Annotated in this window: 12 protein-coding genes; 2 read left to right on the forward strand and 10 right to left on the reverse strand. The window is 68.9% G+C overall.

The genetic code is table 11. From position 1 onward, the window contains the following. The gene (locus tag Mth01_RS06510) at nucleotides 1–873 is read left to right on the forward strand and encodes a DUF6492 family protein (RefSeq protein WP_204013009.1); all 873 of its coding nucleotides are present in this window, start codon (nucleotides 1–3) and stop codon (nucleotides 871–873) included. 14 nt (nucleotides 874–887) lie between these two features. Here the strand turns inward: Mth01_RS06510 and Mth01_RS06515 are convergent, their stop codons facing one another. Continuing rightward, a complete protein-coding gene (locus tag Mth01_RS06515; RefSeq protein ID WP_204013012.1) occupies nucleotides 888–1,655 on the reverse strand; it encodes a hypothetical protein in 768 nt (255 codons plus the stop codon). Between the two features lie 150 nt (nucleotides 1,656–1,805). On the opposite strand from Mth01_RS06515, the gene Mth01_RS06520 reads away from it, so the two are divergent. Beyond that, nucleotides 1,806–2,993 carry an acyltransferase family protein gene (locus tag Mth01_RS06520; RefSeq protein WP_204013015.1) on the forward strand — a complete coding sequence of 396 codons (1,188 nt, stop codon included), beginning with the start codon at nucleotides 1,806–1,808 and terminating at the stop codon, nucleotides 2,991–2,993. Here Mth01_RS06520 and Mth01_RS06525 read toward each other — a convergent pair. From Mth01_RS06525 to Mth01_RS06565, 9 genes are all read right to left on the reverse strand, one after another. Further along, the gene (locus Mth01_RS06525) at nucleotides 2,965–3,870 is read right to left on the reverse strand and encodes a glycosyltransferase family 2 protein (RefSeq protein ID WP_204013018.1); all 906 of its coding nucleotides are present in this window, start codon (nucleotides 3,868–3,870) and stop codon (nucleotides 2,965–2,967) included. The genes Mth01_RS06520 and Mth01_RS06525 overlap by 29 nt on opposite strands. Before the next feature lie 11 nt (nucleotides 3,871–3,881). Beyond that, the gene (locus Mth01_RS06530; RefSeq protein WP_204013021.1) at nucleotides 3,882–5,378 is read right to left on the reverse strand and encodes an oligosaccharide flippase family protein; all 1,497 of its coding nucleotides are present in this window, start codon (nucleotides 5,376–5,378) and stop codon (nucleotides 3,882–3,884) included. After that, nucleotides 5,375–6,397, reverse strand: a complete 1,023-nt coding sequence (locus Mth01_RS06535; protein WP_204013024.1) for a hypothetical protein — start codon at nucleotides 6,395–6,397, stop codon at nucleotides 5,375–5,377. Before Mth01_RS06535 ends, Mth01_RS06530 begins: the two co-directional genes overlap by 4 nt. Then, on the reverse strand, nucleotides 6,398–7,669 hold the full coding sequence (locus Mth01_RS06540) for a DUF4910 domain-containing protein (RefSeq protein WP_239089417.1): 1,272 nt from the start codon (nucleotides 7,667–7,669) through the stop codon (nucleotides 6,398–6,400). Further along, nucleotides 7,666–8,685 carry an NAD-dependent epimerase/dehydratase family protein gene (locus Mth01_RS06545; RefSeq protein ID WP_204013026.1) on the reverse strand — a complete coding sequence of 340 codons (1,020 nt, stop codon included), beginning with the start codon at nucleotides 8,683–8,685 and terminating at the stop codon, nucleotides 7,666–7,668. The genes Mth01_RS06540 and Mth01_RS06545 overlap by 4 nt, the downstream gene beginning before the upstream one ends. 12 nt (nucleotides 8,686–8,697) lie before the next feature. Further along, the gene (locus Mth01_RS06550; RefSeq protein WP_239089418.1) at nucleotides 8,698–9,387 is read right to left on the reverse strand and encodes a PIG-L deacetylase family protein; all 690 of its coding nucleotides are present in this window, start codon (nucleotides 9,385–9,387) and stop codon (nucleotides 8,698–8,700) included. Next, complete coding sequence (locus Mth01_RS06555; RefSeq protein ID WP_204013028.1) at nucleotides 9,363–10,142, reverse strand: glycosyltransferase family protein; 780 nt, start codon at nucleotides 10,140–10,142, stop codon at nucleotides 9,363–9,365. The genes Mth01_RS06550 and Mth01_RS06555 overlap by 25 nt, the downstream gene beginning before the upstream one ends. Beyond that, nucleotides 10,139–11,341, reverse strand: a complete 1,203-nt coding sequence (locus Mth01_RS06560) for a class I SAM-dependent methyltransferase (protein WP_204013030.1) — start codon at nucleotides 11,339–11,341, stop codon at nucleotides 10,139–10,141. The genes Mth01_RS06555 and Mth01_RS06560 overlap by 4 nt, the downstream gene beginning before the upstream one ends. 117 nt (nucleotides 11,342–11,458) lie before the next feature. After that, nucleotides 11,459–12,928: a sugar transferase gene (locus Mth01_RS06565; protein ID WP_204013031.1), complete on the reverse strand. Its 1,470-nt coding sequence runs from the start codon at nucleotides 12,926–12,928 to the stop codon at nucleotides 11,459–11,461. Nucleotides 12,929–13,190: the final 262 nt, after the last annotated feature.

The following is a 13,190-nucleotide window of genomic DNA, read 5'->3' on the forward strand; positions in this document are numbered from 1 at the left end:
ATGAGCGAGCTTGCCGTCATCACACCCAGTTACGCACCGGACGCGGATCTCTTCGCCGAGTTGCACAGGTCCGTCCTCACGCACACCCCGCACGACACGGTGCACCACGTCATCGTCCCGCCGGCGGACAGAGCCCTGTTCGCCCAGTACGGCGGTGCGCGCTGCCACGTGTGGACGTATCCGGAGATCCTGCCGCGACGCTACGCGCACCTGCCGCGGACCGGTCTGTGGATGAACCTCCGCCGCCCCTGGCCACCCGTCCGAGGTTGGGTGATGCAGCAGACCCTGAAGATCGCGGCGGCAGGGGAGATCGCCGCCGACGTCGTCCTGCTGGCCGACTCCGACGTTGTGCTGGTCCGGCCGACGACCGCGGAGAGATTCATGACGGATGGGCGGATGCGGCTCTATCGCGAGGAGGACGCGGTCACCGCCGAGATGGAGCGGCACGTGCGATGGCATCATGTCGCCAGGAGACTGCTCGGACTGCCTTCCGCCCCGGCGCCGCCGCTGCGCGACTACGTGAGCCCGCTGAACTTCTGGGATCCGCGGATCGTCCGCGCCATGCAGCGGCGCATCCAGGAGACGACCGGCCAGGACTGGATAGACGCCTTCAACTCTCAACTGCACATATCCGAGTTCATCCTTTACGGCGTGTACGTCGACGAGGTCCTCGGCGCGTCGGCCGCGCCTTCCGACACCACGATCTGCCACAACATGTGGGATCAGGCGCCACTGGACCACGATGGGGCCGTGGCGTTCGCGGAGCGACTGCCGTCTGAGGCGATCGCCATGATGATCTCCGCGAAGTCGGGCACGCCTCGGCGCTTTCGGCTCGCCGCGGCGCGGAGATGCGCCGAGTTGGCCGGCGAGTGACATCGGCGGGACGTTCATCGGGCACTTGGAGCCGTCGGTGTGACCTCGTCCGCGTTCTCCCTCGGAACGGCCCCGTTCTCCTGCGGATCAGGCCCGGCACCCCACGGATCGGGTACGGAACGTCTTTCGCGCCGGACGTCCCGCATCCGTTCCCGGAAATAGGCGAGGCCGAGCCCGCCGGCGACCACGGCCAGCAGCGCCCCGACCGCGGTGCCCAGTTTGGTGGCGCGCCGAGCCTCAGGGACCGCCGGCGGCACCACGGCGGTGACCGCGATATGGGTGGACGCCGGGGCTTTGAGCGCCCGCTGCCGCGCGTCCAACTCCTCGCGAATGAACTGTTCCGCCCGCACCGCCACGGCACGGGCGGTGTCAGGCGAGTCGCTGTCCACCTCGATATAGAGGAACGGGCCGTTCAGGCTCATACCGAGAAGCTCCGGATTGGTGCGCCCATCGTTGATCATGATCTCCGTCGGGCTGCCGTCGCCGGCACCGAGCCGTTCCAGCATCTGCGGGGTGTTCATCGCGAGGATCAGAATGCCGGCCGTCGTTCGCAGGCCGTCATTGAACTGAAGCAATGGGTTGGTCAGGCCGACCGGCTCATCGGGATCGGCGGACAGGGTGCCGCCGGTCGCGGGAGTGGTCAGCACCATGGAGGAACTGGACACATAGCGAGTGGGCACGACCAAATAGGTGATTACGGCGGCCAAAATCCCCAAGGTGATCAGTGGAGGCCCGACGAATTTACGCCGCACGAGCCCGAGGATGCGCTTCCAGAAGTCCATGCTTCCTCACCCTCCGAGCGTTCCCATGTACGACGAACACCGGAGAATGTACTTTACCAATCGGGAGTCCGCGCCCCCGGTTTGAAACGATCCAACAACCGTTACCTGTGACATCTCGCGGCCGTCCGACGATAATCTGGAGTGGATCGAATGGAGTCGTCCGCCGAGCGAGGTCGCCTGGCGGGGCTGGACGGAATCCGGGGGCTCGCGGCCCTGTTCGTCGTGCTGCATCACTGCCGGCTGACGTCGTTTCCCGGGTTTCCCGCCGACACCGGTCCGGGGTGGCTGAGCTGGCTGCTCTACGGACACTTCGCGGTCGTCCTCTTCATCGTGCTCTCGGGCTTCTCGCTCGCGGTCTCCCCCGCCCGCTCCGACTGGCGGCTCGGCGGCCTGCGCCGGTTCGCCGCCCGCCGGGCGTGGCGCATCCTCCCGCCGTACTGGGGGGCGTTGGCATTCAGCCTGGTCGTCGCGTGGACGCTGGTACCGCAGCCCGGCGAAGGCGTGCCCACCCTCAAATCGGTGGTGCTGTACGGCCTGCTGCTGCAGGACATCGCCGGATCTCCCAGCCCGAACGGCGCCTTCTGGTCCATCGCGGTTGAGGCCCAGCTCTACCTGGCCTTCCCCATCATGATCTTCGTGCTGCGGCGGGCCGGGGCGGTGGTGCTGCTCGGCATCGTGACAGCGCTGGTCGCGATGATCGGGCTGCTGTCGCCCGAAGTGCCCGCCGTGGCCACGCTGATGCGACTGACGCCGCAGTTCGCTGCGCTGTTCGCGATCGGCATCGTCGCCGCGATGATCCTCACCCGGCCCAAGCGGGCGGCCAGGCCCTGGTCTCTCGCGGCACTCGCGGCGCTGACCGCCGTCCCTGTGGTCGTGCTGATCTGTGTCAACGGACCGGCGTGGACGGCGGCACACTTCTTCTGGATCGATCTGGCGATCGGGCCCGCCGCCGGCCTGGCCCTGGCATCGGTGGCAACAGGCCGTCCCGTCGGCCTCGTCCGGCTGCTCGACGCGGCTCCGATCCGCGCACTGGGCCGGATCTCCTACAGTCTCTATCTGACGCATGCCCCGATCGTGGTGGTGTTGAGCACGATGGTGATCGCCCCGCGAGTCGCCCCCGGCATACCCGCGTTCCTCACCACAGTGGCCGTAGCCGTACCGGTGAGCTTGCTCGTCGCGTGGTTGTTCTCCACAGTTTTCGAGTTTCCGTTCCTGCGTCACCGGAGCTGGTCTGCCCTCCGAACGGCGGCGAAGGGTCGGTTGTCCCGGCCGCCCGACCGGATAGACCGAGAGGTCCTGGGTGAGCCGGTCAATGTCCGGCCCCCGGCCGAGGGGTGAGCGCACCGGAGGCCATCTGGATGAGCTTGCGGCCGCGGTGTGCGGTGGTCCGCCACTGACGGCGGGCGTACCAGCCGTACACGGCCCGCCGGGCCCGCCGACGCTGCTCGGCGGTGAGGCGCGTGGCCGACAGCCAGCGCAGCATCTCGACGCACTGAAGCACCGAGGCGAAGTGGGCCTGCCACGGCGGCACATCGAGGCGTCGGGCGATCTCCGGCATCCTCTCGTGTTTCCAGTGCCGGTGGCCGAGCACCTCGGGCACGTGCGCCCACGGGCCGGCCAGCGCCAGCTTCGCCGCGAACACCTCGTCCTCCCGAAGCATGTTCCGCCGCGCGATGGCGACGACCCGGTCGCGCCGGACCATTCCGTACAGGGGGTCGATGAGGAGATGACTCTCGTTGAGCATCCGCAGCATCTCGGCGAACCGATCCACCGGGTCGTCCGACGTCAGGCCGGTGCCGACGTATTCGGCGCTCTCCGTCACCCCGTCCGGGCCGGTGTAGGCGGTCTGGGAGGTCACCAGCAGGAGTCGCTCGTCCCGAGCGAACACGTCGACCATGCGGGAGACGCAGTGGGGGGCCAGCCAGTCGTCGTCTCCGACCCAGCGGAAGAGGTCCCCCTCGGCGAGCCGCATGACGGTGATGAAGTTGTTGAGGATCCCGACGTTCTCCGTCTGCCTGTGGTAGAGGATCCGGCGGTCCGATCTCGCCAGTTCCCGGCACAGCTCCTCGGTGTCGTCGGTGGAGGCGTTGTCGGAGACGACGAGTCGGATGTGCTCGTGGTCCTGGGCGAGTACCGATCCGATCACGCGCTCCAGCCGATCGGCGGCGTTGCGCACCGGGAGTCCGACGGACACCAGGACGTCATTGCCCCGCATGTTCGTTCCTTTCAGATGAGCCGGACCACGCGCGTGGTCAACTGCCTGATGCGGCTCATGGGTACGACGACGAGAATGTAGACAAGCAGGCCGGCGCTGCCGGCCACCGACAACTCGACCACTGGGAGATCACCAGTCAGCGGCGCCGACACGGCGGCGATCATGGTGATGACCAGGGCGGCGAGTGCGGCACCGCACAGTGGCCGCACCAGTCCGGGCAGCACCGGCCGCAACCGGACGCCGGCCCGGTTCAGGGCCCATGCCGTGAGCGGAAGCGCGACGAGCACAGCGACCACGGCGTGACCGATCGCGGTGCCGCGGATGCCGTCCATGCGGGTGCCCGCCAGCAGCGCCGCCACCAGCGCCACGGCCCAGCCCAGGTTCACCCAGACCGTCCACTTGGTGGCGCCGACCGAAGTGAGGATGTCGAAGGCGAAGGAGACGAACATCCGGACCACCATCAGCACCGCGAGAAAACGCAGGGCGTCGGCGGCCGGGGCCCATTTCGCGCCGTACAGGAAGACCACGATCTCGTGTGCGAGCGTGCACATGAGCACGGCCGCCGGCAGCACGCCCGCGACCAGCAGAGGGACGGTCCGGCGCACGCCCAGGTCCAGCGACTCCGGATCGTTTTCGGCCAGTCGGGAGAAGCCCGCGACGGAGACGTAGCGTACGGCGGTGCCGACGAGGCCCGGCACCCAGCTCGACACGTTGAACGCGAGCAGGTAATAGCCGAGGGCGACCGGGCCGAGGGCATCCCCGACGATGACGTAGTCGGCGTTCACCAGCACCGACTCGATGCCTAGGCTTCCCGCCAGGGGCAGGCCGAACCGCAGGAGCCTGGCGGCGATCTCACGGTCCACGGCGATCCGGACCGGCAACCTGGCCGCCAGGAACACCAGCACCCCGGTGACCACCGACGCCGCGACCTGCCCCGTGGCGAAGCTGTACGCTCCGGCGCCTGCGGCGGCCAGCGGTATGGCCAGGGCGGCGTTCGCCACGAAACCCACCATGTTGGCCTTCGTCAGCTTGTCCTGCTCGAATCTGCGCAGCAGGGCCCCGCTGCGGACCGCGGTCAGCCCGTCCACCAGGATGATCACAGTCAGCAGGCGTACGACCGGGGTCGCCGCCTCGTTGCCCGCCAGACGGGCGAAGGCCGGCGCGATCACCCAGAAGATCCCGTAGACGGCTGTGCTGAACGAGACGGCCAGCACCGCCGCGGTCGGCGCCATGTCCTCCAGCTTCCCCCGCCACTGCACGGTCGCCGCGATGATGCCCGCGTCGTTGATGTGCATGACGAACTGGGAGGCGGCCAGCGCGATGGCGTAGAGGCCGAAGTCCGCGGGCGCGAGCAGCCGGGCGAGCACCAGGCCCATGGCGAGAGAGCCGATCTTGGTCACCAGGGTGCCCAGCAGGCTCCACCCCAGACCCCGGCCGGCCTTGCGGCCGATCGAGCTCAGCCCCGCCTCCTGTTCCCGTTCCCGTTCCTGCTCTGGAGAGCGGCTCATGCCGGCCGTGTCTCCTCGACGCGCTCAAGCCAGATCTCCCGCCAGAACGGCACGAAGCCACGGGGGCAGTTGGCGTTGTAGACGCCCCCGCAGACGACGTCGTCGAGGATGACGCAGGGCGTCTTCATCCGCAGCATCCGCCCGGTCTTCTCGTCGATGCACTGGTCGACCCTGGCGAGCACCCGGGCCGTCCGGCCGCAGTGACGGCTCATCTCCTCCTCGAACCCCATCCCGCGGTTGAGCAGGTCCTCGTTGAGAGTTTTGAGGATCTCCTCCTTGGGCTTGACCCGGACGAGCTCGCCCGGCCGCAGCCCGAGATGCGCGACCGGGGTGTGAGCTCCCGCCCCGCCCTTGACCCAACCCCAGCGCAACCCGCCCCGGATCCACAGCCACCGCGGAAGCAGCCGCCTGCTGATGTTCTGGTAGCGGTTGAAAACTTGGACCAGAAAGGTTCGCAGCACCGCGAGGGAACCGGCGTTGCCGCTGCGCACGTCCGTGACGTACTGCCCCAGGTTCTTCAGCGGCAGACAGACAGGGGCGGCGCGCAGGAGTTCGGTGGCCTGGCAGGAGAAGCGCTCCTCTCCGTCCGGGCCGGGTTCCTTCCTGCTGTTGACCTCCAGCAGGGGCAGGAGCGGCCGGGACGGCCGGGGGGTGACGGCATCCCCAGCTTCTGGGGTCCCGGCGTCCACTCGTTTGAGCCAGGCCTCCTTCCAGTACAGCGAGCAGGCGGTCTGGCAGCCGCCATGGGCCGACCCGTCGCACCGCGCCCCGGTCAGGTGGACGGCGCCGTCCATGCGCCGCATGCCGCTGCCGCTGATCGTGTCGCACAGCTTGTGCGCCACCTTGTGCACAGTCATACGCTGACCGCAGTACCTCAGCATCTCCGGCATGAAGGGCAGAGCATCCAGCTCCCCCCTCTCGTCGAGGGTGGCGAGGATCTCCTCCTCACTGCGAACCTCCACCAGTTCGCCGACCCTCAGGTTGAGGCTCAGCGATGCGGGGGTGGCGAATTGCGTCATCTATCGCTCCTTGAGCAGTCCAGCGTCCGCGAGGGCATGTGCCGCGTCCGCCACGAGATCGAACGGGAGCCCGGATCGTTCCGCTATGTCCAGCACACTGTGGTCACCGTCGGAGAGGTTCAGCACCCAGAGCATCGCCATCTGGTCGTCCCTGGTGTCGCTGCGGCCTCCCAGCGATCCGTACAGTCCGCGTCTGCCGAGCTGGGGCTCTCCGTAGGGGCTGAGATTGAGGTAGCGGCGGTCGCGTTCCAGCACGCCCAGCACCTCCCAGCAGGTCTCCAGCGTGTCCGCCATCGCCTCGGGCGAGACGAACCCGGGGTCGTCGGCCGAGGTGTGATATTCGGGGTAGGCGCCGTACGGCGTCCGGGTGAGCGAGCCGACGCCCAGATCGAACCCGGGCGAGCAGAACTGGCGCTCGTCGTAGCCGTACGGCGAGAAGCCGATGATCGTGTGGGGCCGTCCGGAGGAGCGGAGCACCTGCTCCACCGCACGGTCGATCTCGGCGTTCCCCCGCCTGCTGCGCTTGTAGGTCAGCGGCCCGCCGTCCCCGGCACAGGCGAGCACGAGCCCGGCCCTGATGCGCCCGGCCCGCTCCCGGTTGCGCGCGAGCCAGGTGATCGCCCCGATGGTGCCGGGTGCGAACAGGAACCGGTAGGTGTACCGGGGGTTCGCCCGCGCGATCCTTCTGGCGAGCTCCACCGCCACCGCGACACCGGCCAGGTTGTCGTTGGCCAGCGACGGATGACACACGTGGCACGAGACCAGCACCTCGTCGGCGGACTCCCCCGGCACCACATGCTCGCCGTACGTCAGGTGACCGTCGGCGAGCGTCGAGTCGATGCGCACCTCGTACGGCCCGGGGCCCAGCGCCGACAACGTCTCGTGCCTGAGGCAGAACCCCCAGGTCTCCGCGTAGTAGCTGGTCCGGTACGGGATCAGGTCCGGCTGCCCGGGCAGCGTGTGCAGGTGCGGTCGCAGCTCGTCGAGGGTCATCGTGGCCGACACCGGCACGCTGTAGCCGACCACGTGCAGGTTCGACTCGGCGAAGTCGATCACTTTGGCGCCCGTGGGATCCCTCACGAAGGCGTCGCGGATGTTCCACTCCTTCGGCACCGTCCAGTCGAGCACCTGGGTCCCGGTCGGCACCTCGTGCACGTCCAGCGGGATCGACTCCTGGATGATCTCCAGCGTGCGCCGCACCCCGTCCCCGGTGATGCTCCGGCACAGCGGGTAGAGCCGTGTCACCAGGTCGTGCATCTCGCGCCCTGTCACGGGCGCAGGCTCTCGTCGAGGGTCCCCGCCGCACGCCGGTCGGACAGCCGGGCCAGCCGGGTGAACCGGGTGTCGAAATCCTTCGGGGTGAGGCTGAGCCGCCGGTAGGCGGCCGCCAGTTCGGCCGCCCCCGCCGGGACCGTCCAGGCGCAGTCGAAACCGGGCAGCGCCGTACGGATCCGGGAGAAGTCCACCCGGTAGGACCTCGGGTCCGCCCCGGTCTCTCCGGTGATCAGCAACTCGGCGCCCGGGACCGCCCTGACCACCTCCTCGGCGATCTCCCTCACGGTCACGTTGTTCCGCTCGGTCCCCACGTTGAACGCCCCGAGGTGTACGGCCTCACGCGGGGCGACCAGCGCCAGCCGGAACGCGGCCGCGATGTCCTCGGCGTGTACGAGAGGCCGCCAGGGTGTGCCGTCGGACAGCACCTTCACCACGCCGCTGAGCACCGCGTGGCCGACCAGGTTGTTCAGCACGATGTCCGCGCGCAGCCGGGGCGAGAATCCGAACGCGGTGGCGTTGCGCAGGAACACCGGGCTGAAGTCCGCGTCGGCCAACTCGACCAGGTCCTCCTCGACCTGGACCTTCGAGACGGCGTACGGGGTGACCGGACGCAGCGGCGCGTCCTCCGTCACGAGGTCGTCACCGCCGGAGGCGCCGTAGACCGAGCAGGTGGACGCGTACAGGAACCTGCGCACTCCGGCGTCCCGGGCCAGCCTGGCCAGCCGTACCGAGGCGTGATGGTTGATGTCGTAGGTCAGCTCGGGAGCCAGCGAGCCCAACGGATCGTTGGACAGCGCCGCGAGGTGGATCACCGCGTCGAAGCCGGCCAGGTGCTCGGGGCGTACGTCCCGCAGGTCCACCGCGTACGCCTTGGGGTCGGCGGGGGCGGAGCCGAGCACGCAGTCGGCGAAGAGCCCGGAGTCGAGCCCGACCACGTCGTGGCCGGCCTCGGCCAGCGCCGGAGCCATCACCGTGCCCAGGTAGCCCTGGTGACCGGTCAGTAGAACACGCAACGAAATCTCTCCCTAGAAGCCGGCCCTGGGACCGGCCGTGAAATCGATGGTGAGCTTGGCCGCGTGGAACGCCTCGGCGTAGCGGCTCTGACACTGCACTCCGCGCACCCTGGCGAGCCCGCGGAACGTCTCCTCGTCGAACCAGCTCCGCGCGTGCTGAGAGGGGTAGTGCGCGTGCAGCAGGTCGATCTTCTCCCGCAGAGTCTCCCGGGCCAGCGGCACGAAGACGGCGGGCTGGGCCAGGTCGGACTCCCACTTGAGGATCTCGTAGCCCAGCGTCAGGTGATCGCGGAACACTGTGGGTGCCAGCCGGGCCAGTCCTCGGTGGTCCTGGTGCGCGTCATGCGGCGCGGGGGCGAACACCACGTCGGGATCGCACCGCCGCCGCAGGTCCTCCAGCGCCTGCTTGGCCTGCTCCCAGTGTGCGGGGAGCCGGCCGTCCGGCAGGTCGAGCACGGTCAGATCGAGCTCCGCCTTGGGGCAGAAAGCGGGCAGCGCCACCCGCTCCTCCGCCTCCCTCGCGGTGCCGCCGCCCGACAACACGAGCGCGGTGATCCGCAGCCCGGGACGGGCCCGGCAGAGCTCGAGCAGCGTCCCGCCCGCCCCGATCGGCAGGTCGTCGCAGTGCGCGGCGAGGAGCACGATCTCCTCGCAGCGATCCGGCGCCAGCCGCGACATCACGACGCCTCCCACAACGCCCATGGCCGATCACCGCGGGCCCACGCCCGATCCAGCTCCAGCCGCTGGTTGACGGTGTCGGTCGGCCGCCAGTAGCCGCGATAGGGGTAGGCCAGCAGCCTGCCGTGCTTGGCCAACTCGGCGCAGCCGTCCGCGACCAGGTCGCCGCCCTCGGGGATGTGCTCGAAGATCTCCTGGCGGAGCACGAAGAAGCCGCCGTTGACCCACAGCGGCATCCGACTTACCGGGGTGATCCCGCCGACCAGCCCGCCTTCGCCCAGGTCCACGCAGTGGAAGGTGTTGTTGGGCGGAACGGCCAGCATCGACGCGCCCGCGTCCGTGACGGCGAAGCGGTCGATCACGTCGGTCAGCGGTACGTCGCAGAGGACGTCGGCGTAGTTGGCCAGGAACATCTCCGCACCGTCGAGGTGCGGCCGCACCCGGCGCAGCCGCTCTCCTATCGGGGTGTCGAGCCCGGTGTCCACGAAGGTGATCGACCAGTCGGAGATGTCGGTGGACAGCGGCTCGACCCGGCCGCCGTTCAGCACGAAGTCGTTGGAGTCGGTCTCCTGGTAGTTGAGGAAGAACTCCTTGATCGAGTTGGCTCCGTACCCCAGGCACAGCAGGAAGTCCTTGTGCCCGAAGTGCGCGTAGTAGCGCATGACGTGCCAGAGCAGCGGCCGGGGCCCGACGAGTTGCATCGGCTTCGGTAAGTCGCCGCCGGGCAGTTCGCTGCGCATCCGCGTGCCGCGCCCGCCGCAGAACAGCACGACCTTCACACGACCTCCAGGCGGGGGATGGGAAAGACCAGCCGGCCACCCCAGTCGTGGACGTAGGAGAGCTGCTCGGTCAGCTCCTCGCGCAGGTTCCACGGGAGCACCAGGACGTAGTCGGGCCGGTCGGCGGCGAGACGCTCCGGCGGCAGGATCGGGATCCGCGTCCCCGGGGTGAACCTGCCGTGCTTGTAGGGGTTTCGGTCCACCGTGTACGGGAGCAGGTCGGACCGGATTCCGCAGTGGTTGAGCAGTGTGTTCCCCTTGCCCGGCGCGCCGTACCCGGCGACGGTCCGGCCCACGTCGGCGGCTTCGATGAGGAATCTCAGCAGGTCCCGCCGGACCCGGGCGACGCGGGCGGCGAAGTCGGCGTACCCGGACAGCTCGTGCAGGCCGGCCGCCTTCTCCCGGGCCAGCATCTCCTGGACACGCTCGCCGGGCTCGCCATGGGGGCGGGCCCACAGCCGGATCGAACCGCCGTGCGTGGGCAGCGGCTCCACGTCCACCAGCGTCAGGCCGCCGCTCGCGAGCGCCCGCTGCGCCGAGGCGACCGTGTAGTACTGGAAGTGCTCGTGGTAGATCGTGTCGTACTGGTTGAGCTCGATCAGCGAGAGCAGGTGCTGCACCTCGACGGAGACCATGCCGTCGTCGGCGACCAGCGCCCGCAGACCCCTGGTGAAGCCGACCACATCGGGGATGTGGGCGTAGACGTTGTTGGCCACGACCAGGTCGGCGGGCCCGTGCTCGGCGCGGACCCTCCGCCCGATCTCGGGGGTGAGGAACTCGGTGAGCGTGGGCACGCCCCGGTCTCTGGCCGCCTGCCCGACATTCGCCGACGGCTCGATGCCCAGGCAGCGCACCCCGCGTTCGACGACATGCTGCAGGAGGTAGCCGTCGTTGCTGGCCACCTCAACCACGAACGCGCCCGGTCGCGGATCCCGTTCGGCGACGAACCTCCGTGCGTGCTCCACCCAGGAGGTCGAGTACGAGGAGAAGTACGCGTACTCGGTGAAGGTGTCCTCCGGAGTGATCAGTCGCGGGAGCTGCGCCAGCCAACAGTCGGTGCAGACCCGTAGGTGCAGCGGGTAGGTGGGCTCCGGCTCGTCGAGCCGGTCGGCCGTCAGGAAGCGTTCGCATGGGGGCGTGGCGCCGAGGTCGACGACCCCCGTCAGATTCGCCGAGCCGCACAGCCGGCAGATTGTCATCGATGTTCTCCCTCGCCCGCGTTCTCGCCGTCGGATGACGCGCGAGATCGAGCACTGTTCGTCGTTGACCGAGTCGTTGATCGAGTCCTTGCGACTACCACATGGGGGCCCTCATGCTCAGTAGGCCCCGTCTCCGCGAGTGACCGCCGACCACGTCTTCCACAGCAGTTGCAGGTCCAACATGAGCGACCAGTTCTCCACGTAACGCAGGTCCAGCCGGACCGACTCCTCCCACGACAGGTCCGATCTTCCGCTCACCTGCCACAGCCCGGTCATCCCGGGCTTGACCACCAGACGACGGCGGACGTCCGTGCCGTACCGCTCCACCTCCGCCGGCAGCGGCGGGCGCGGGCCGACCAGCGACATCTCGCCACGCAGCACGTTGATGAGTTGAGGGAGTTCGTCGAGGGAGTAGCGGCGCAGCACCCGGCCCGCCCGAGTGATCCTTGGATCGTTCCTAATTTTGAACAACACCCCGTCGGACTCGTTGTCATCGAGAAGGTCCCGTTTGATCCGCTCGGCGTCGGCGACCATCGTGCGGAACTTCAACACCTGGAACTCACGACCGTGCCGGCCGACCCGGGTCTGCCGGAACAGAGCCGGGCCCGGACTGGTCGCCCGGATGACGAAAGCGATGGCGAGCATCGGCACGGCGGTGACCAGCAGGGCGACGGCTGCCACGATCTTGTCGAATCCGCTCTTCACGAGTTGGCGGATCCCGTCGATGTCGGGGTGCTCGACGTGCAGGAGCGGCATGCCGGCCACGACACGGACGCTGATCCGCGGTCCGGCGACATCCATGAGCGCCGAGGCCACGAACAGGTCGGTGCCCCCGGGCTCGATCCCCCAGGCCAGCCGCCGCAGGGCAGCACCGTCCAGCTCCGGGCAGGCGAGCACGGCGACGGCGTCGGCCTCGGCCTTGAGGACTACGGCGGGCACGTCACCGAAGTCCCCCAGCACCGGCACCCCGCCGACCTCACGCCGCCGCATCTGGTAGTCGTCCCGCGGCAGGCACGCCGCGACCACCCGCATGCCGTGGTACGGCTGCCGCCGCAACTGAGCGATCAGATCGAGGACGGACGCGCGGTGTCCCACCGCCACGACCCGGCGCAGGTGCTCGGTGCGGGCACGTGCCCGGTGCAGGCGCTTGCGCAGGCAGTAGCGGAACACAAGGGTGATCAAGGTGGCCAGCGGCATCATGGCCATCACGTGGCTTCTCGCCACCGTGGCCTGGGTCGCGTAGGCTCCGATCGCGGTCGCGGCGATCAGCCCCATGCCTCCCTGCATGACGGCGCGGAACTCCTCGGTTCCCTCGCCATGGATCTTCCTGCGGTACGCCCCCACCAGCCCCATGACCGACGGCCACAGAATGGTGAGGGACAGCCCGAGCAGGAAGTCCTCGACCGGGATGAACATCCCCAGCCCGACCCGGGTCAGCACGACGGCGGCGAACGCGCCGATCGCGCAGGCGAGGTCGCCCAGGATCAGCAGCCAGGTTCGACGCGCCGCCGGCACGCGTTTCGCCTGCCGCACACCGGCGGGTTCGACGACGGCCGGAGGGTCGGGCAATCCCAGTCGCGTTTCCATTCACCACGCCCCTCGCACACCGGACCTTCCGCGAAGTTGACGCCTCTATCGCCTCTCAGGTTGACCCAAGACTCGCCCATATCGGGACCGGCGCTCCTAGCTGATATTAAAGAGCAACCCACGGGTATGGAATGTAGCCCCGTGTCCACATTTGGTCGCGAGCAATCCGTCCAGAACACTTGACGGAACAATGTGGAAGTGCCCACAGGATGCCGATCCGGCGGCGAATCACACCTTCAGGCAGGAAACGGGAGGATATGCC

Source organism: Sphaerimonospora thailandensis (genome assembly GCF_016863115.1).
Taxonomy (GTDB): Bacteria; Actinomycetota; Actinomycetes; order Streptosporangiales; family Streptosporangiaceae; genus Sphaerimonospora; species Sphaerimonospora cavernae.

Bases quoted from the DNA above. Each gene is read 5' to 3' on its own strand.
- Mth01_RS06520 (WP_204013015.1), top strand. From the start codon at position 1,806: ATGGAGTCGTCCGCCGAGCGAGGTCGCCTGGCGGGGCTGGACGGAATC.
- Mth01_RS06565 (WP_204013031.1), bottom strand. From the start codon at position 12,928: ATGGAAACGCGACTGGGATTGCCCGACCCTCCGGCCGTCGTCGAACCC.
- Mth01_RS06525 (WP_204013018.1), bottom strand. From the start codon at position 3,870: ATGCGGGGCAATGACGTCCTGGTGTCCGTCGGACTCCCGGTGCGCAAC.
- Mth01_RS06510 (WP_204013009.1), top strand. From the start codon at position 1: ATGAGCGAGCTTGCCGTCATCACACCCAGTTACGCACCGGACGCGGAT.
- Mth01_RS06535 (WP_204013024.1), bottom strand. From the start codon at position 6,397: ATGACGCAATTCGCCACCCCCGCATCGCTGAGCCTCAACCTGAGGGTC.
- Mth01_RS06515 (WP_204013012.1), bottom strand. From the start codon at position 1,655: ATGGACTTCTGGAAGCGCATCCTCGGGCTCGTGCGGCGTAAATTCGTC.
- Mth01_RS06550 (WP_239089418.1), bottom strand. From the start codon at position 9,387: ATGGGCGTTGTGGGAGGCGTCGTGATGTCGCGGCTGGCGCCGGATCGC.
- Mth01_RS06530 (WP_204013021.1), bottom strand. From the start codon at position 5,378: ATGAGCCGCTCTCCAGAGCAGGAACGGGAACGGGAACAGGAGGCGGGG.
- Mth01_RS06560 (WP_204013030.1), bottom strand. From the start codon at position 11,341: ATGACAATCTGCCGGCTGTGCGGCTCGGCGAATCTGACGGGGGTCGTC.